The 3,987-nt window shown below is 39.9% G+C and carries 3 protein-coding genes; all 3 read left to right on the top strand.

Annotated elements, in window-relative coordinates:
- The coding region (locus ACIQZ6_RS12210) for an aminotransferase class V-fold PLP-dependent enzyme (RefSeq protein WP_395811495.1) at window positions 1–1,425 on the top strand (1,425 nt) is incomplete at its 5' end.
- 46 nt (window positions 1,426–1,471) lie between these two features.
- A complete protein-coding gene (locus ACIQZ6_RS12205; protein WP_395811493.1) occupies window positions 1,472–2,779 on the top strand; it encodes an amidohydrolase/deacetylase family metallohydrolase in 1,308 nt (435 codons plus the stop codon).
- Between the two features lie 94 nt (window positions 2,780–2,873).
- Window positions 2,874–3,987, top strand: a 1,114-nt coding sequence (locus tag ACIQZ6_RS12200; protein ID WP_395811491.1) for an amidohydrolase family protein, incomplete at its 3' end; no start/stop codon positions are given.

Here is a 3,987-nt window from a genome sequence, read left to right as displayed (position 1 = left end):
AAGGCAGCCATGGAAGCAGCCTCCCATAATTTTGCTCAAATGGATGAAGTGGCAGATGGAATTGGCCAGACCTTAGCAGATCTAACAGGCGCTGAATGGGGAGTGGTATCTTCTGGTTGTGCTGCCGGACTGAAGCTCGTAACCGCTGCAGTTGTATCGGGCGGTGATCCTGAAAAATTGGTTCGCATTCCTAACTTAGAGGGTCTTGAAAAAACAGAAGTGATTGTGCCAATCAACTCCAGAAATGCGTATGATCATTCAATCAGAAACATTGGGGTAACCATGGTTAATGTATCTACGCTTGAAGAACTGAAGAATGCCATAAATCCTAAAACGGCCCTGATTTATATGGTAAATGGCGATAGAACCTGGACCGGTGCATCGATGTCATTAGAGAATATTTCGGCAATTGCTAAAGCCAAAAATGTTCCTGTATTGTTTGATGCAGCAAATGAAATTCTGACATTCCCTCCCGTACATTTAAAGCGCGGAGCAAGCATTGTTGCTTACAGTGGTGGAAAGGCAATCTGTGGGCCACAATCATGCGGGTTGATCTTGGGGCAAAAAGATATATTAATGGCCGCATGGCAGGCAAGTTCTCCTCATCATGGTCCATGCCGGGATAATAAAGTGGATCGTGATGAAATGTTTGGTATGGTTGCAGCAGTAAAAGTTTGGAAAGAAATGGATCATGCGGCTGTTCGTAAACAATGGGATTCTTATTTGGATCATATCATTAAAAAAGTTTCTGGGATTAAAAGTGTTCAAACAATGATACATATCCCATCTACCCTTTCAGGTTTGTCAAATGTCTCGCCTGAAGTTGTTATCACTTGGGATGCGGACGTACTAAATATTACAGGAGCCGAATTGGCCGATGAACTTGGTAAAAATAAGCCTAGAATTGCAGTTGCCAGTGGAGGCGGTCGCGGTAAAGATTCTAATATTAATGGAATTGCTGTTACCACCATTGGAATGCAGGCTGGTGAAGAAAAGATCGCTGCTAATCGGATTTTTGAAGTGTTAACCGCAAAAAGAAGCCCAATAATAAAAGAAATGAAAGCTCCTGCAGCCAATCTCTCAGGCACATGGGATGTGGATGTGAAATTTTATAATAGCCAGGGAAAACACAAATTATTTATTGAGCAGGATGGAAACTGGATCAAGGGAACACATCAGGGAGGATTTGCAGTGAATGACATGACCGGTTCTATTGAAGGCGATACGGTGAAATTGCAGAGTTCTGTACGTTTGATAGGAGATTCTATAATTTATACCTTCACAGGTACTTTATCAGGAGATAAGCTATCAGGTAATTTATTTATGGGAGAGTATAGAAGTGCAATGTTTACAGCTACAAAAAATAATAAACCAGCATCTAAAAAGGCAATTTTTGTTCCATCAGGGGCACCGCTTTCCAGTTAATAAAAAAATACCTAAATTGAATTTTAACTATTAAAAACCATACAAAATGAACAATAATTTTCTAAAAACAATCAGGACGCATTTTTATATTTTATTTTTTGCTACTTGTCTCATTTCTCAGACAAATCTTCAAGCTCAGGAGATTGACATGCTTATCAAAGGTGGACATGTTATTGATCCAAAAAATAAGATCGATGGAATAATGGACGTTGCCATTAAGGATGGTAAGATATTTCGGGTTGCCTCAAATATTCCCGCTAATACTTCCAAAAAAACGGTTAATGCAACAGGATTGTATGTTTCACCTGGTTTTATTGATATGCACGTGCATGTTTTTGCCGGTGCTGAAGATCCTGGATATAAAGGTTTTGAAATTTCAAATGGTTTCGGTAGCGTTGCCCCCGATGATTTCACCTTCCGCTCAGGAGTGACCACCGTAGTAGATGCCGGTTCATCAGGATGGAGAAACTTTCCGGAGTTCAAAAAACAAACAATAGATCATTCTCAAACTCGTGTCTTAGCTTTTTTAAGTATTACTGGTTATGGTATGGTAGGTACTGTTCATGCACAGGATACCACGGATATGAATCCGACAACCACTGCATTTATTATGAATGAGTATCCGGATATCATTGTTGGGATAAAAGCTCATCATTTTCAGGGGCATAATTTTTTCCCGGTTGACCGTGCTATTGAAGCGGGAAGGAAAACCAATAAGCCAATTATTGTAGACTTTGGCTCAAGTACACCTAAATTATCTATTGAAGAACTGTTTATGAAACATTTCCGCCCAGGCGATATTTTTACACATACTTTTTCAGGAAACGCAGCAACTAATTTAGCCCCTGGTGGACGCGAACCAATTGTTGATGTAAATAACAATGTAAAACCTTTCGTTTTTGAAGCGCAAAAACAAGGCAGAATCTTTGATGTAGGCCATGGTGGAGGAGCTTTTGTGTGGGCAACAGCAATAAATTCAATAAAGCAGGGATTCTATCCCAATACCATCAGTACCGATTTGTATAGAAACAGTAGAAATGCTGGAATGAAGGATATGGCCAATGTAATGTCTAAATTTCTAAATATGGGTATGTCCATTCAAGATGTAATAGTACGCTCAACCTGGAATCCTGCAAATGTGATACAGCATACAGAGTTAGGTCATCTTAGTGTTGGCGCTGAGGCGGATGTTTCAGTATTCAATATTCGTGAAGGTAAATTTGGCTTTATGGATGCCCGTGGTTCTGTATTAAATGGAAACAAGAAACTGGAGGCTGAACTAACGCTTCGTGCAGGAAAAGTTGCTTGGGATTTAAATGGTATCAGCGGACCTCAATGGGATGCAGTAAAGTAAATTACAATTGAATTAGAAAAATTCATTACTAATTATTGCTATGGAAATGCTAATGAGGAATAAAATAAATACATCAGTTTTGCTAGTATCTGTTATGATACGCAATCTTAGAACAAATGCTATTATTCTGTTTCTATTGATCCTCTTTGGCATTTCCAATAACATGCAGGCTCAAGAAATTGATCTTTTAATTAAAGGAGGTCGTGTTATTGATGCCAAAAATAAAATCGATGCTAAGTTGGATGTGGCTGTAAAAGATGGTAAAATAGTTAAAGTAGCCTCTGGCATACCTATAACTGAAGCCAAAAAAGTGGTGGATGCAAGTGGTATGATCGTTTCGCCAGGCCTGATTAATATGCATACGCATGTTTATGCTGGGAGCAAACCGGGGTTTACCGATGGCACATCAAGCCAACTGCCTGATGCCTTTGCGCCTCGTTCTGGCATAACTACAGTTGTTGATGCGGGCACTTCCGGTTGGCTTACTTTCCCTGATTTTAAAGCTAAAATCATTGATGGATCTAATACCCGTGTTCTTGCTTTTTTAAGTATTGCAGCCTCTGGATATTCTGTAGATAAAGAACAGGAAAACATCAATGGGATGGATGCTCAGAAAACTGCCGAGACAGTAAAAAAATATTCGGATATTTTGGTTGGAGTAAGAATTGGCCGTTATGAAACAGATGATAACTGGATTCCCTTTAATCGGGCAATAGAAGCAGCAACCCTGTCAAATACGCCACTTTTTGTGGAGTGTCACTTGCCAAAATATTCACTTGAAGATCAGCTGAAGCGTATGCGCCCAGGTGATATTATGACTCATGCCTTTGAAAATGTTGCAGAACGGATGACCGTAGTTGATGAACAGGGTAAAGTCAGGCCTTTTGTAAAGGAAGCTCAGAAACGTGGGATACTCTTTGATATTGGTCATGGAGGTGGCGGGTTTTGGTTTAATCAAGCTATTCCTGCCTTTCGACAAGGGCTTTTCCCCAATTCTTTTGGTACTGATGAGCATCGTACCAGCATGAATTCAGGAATGAAAACCATGTTAAATGTGATGTCAAAATATCTGAATATGGGCATGGGAATACCAGACATTATTGCTCGTGGTAGTTGGAATGCAGCCAAGTCTATTAAAAGAGATGACCTTGGAAATTTGTCGGTTGGCTCTGTTGCAGATATTGCAGTATTGAGTGTTCATACAGGGA

Origin of the sequence: Daejeonella sp., assembly GCF_044348475.1 — a bacterium.
In the GTDB taxonomy this organism is placed as follows: Bacteria; Bacteroidota; Bacteroidia; order Sphingobacteriales; family Sphingobacteriaceae; genus Daejeonella.
This window is presented reverse-complemented; position numbering and strand designations above follow the sequence as displayed.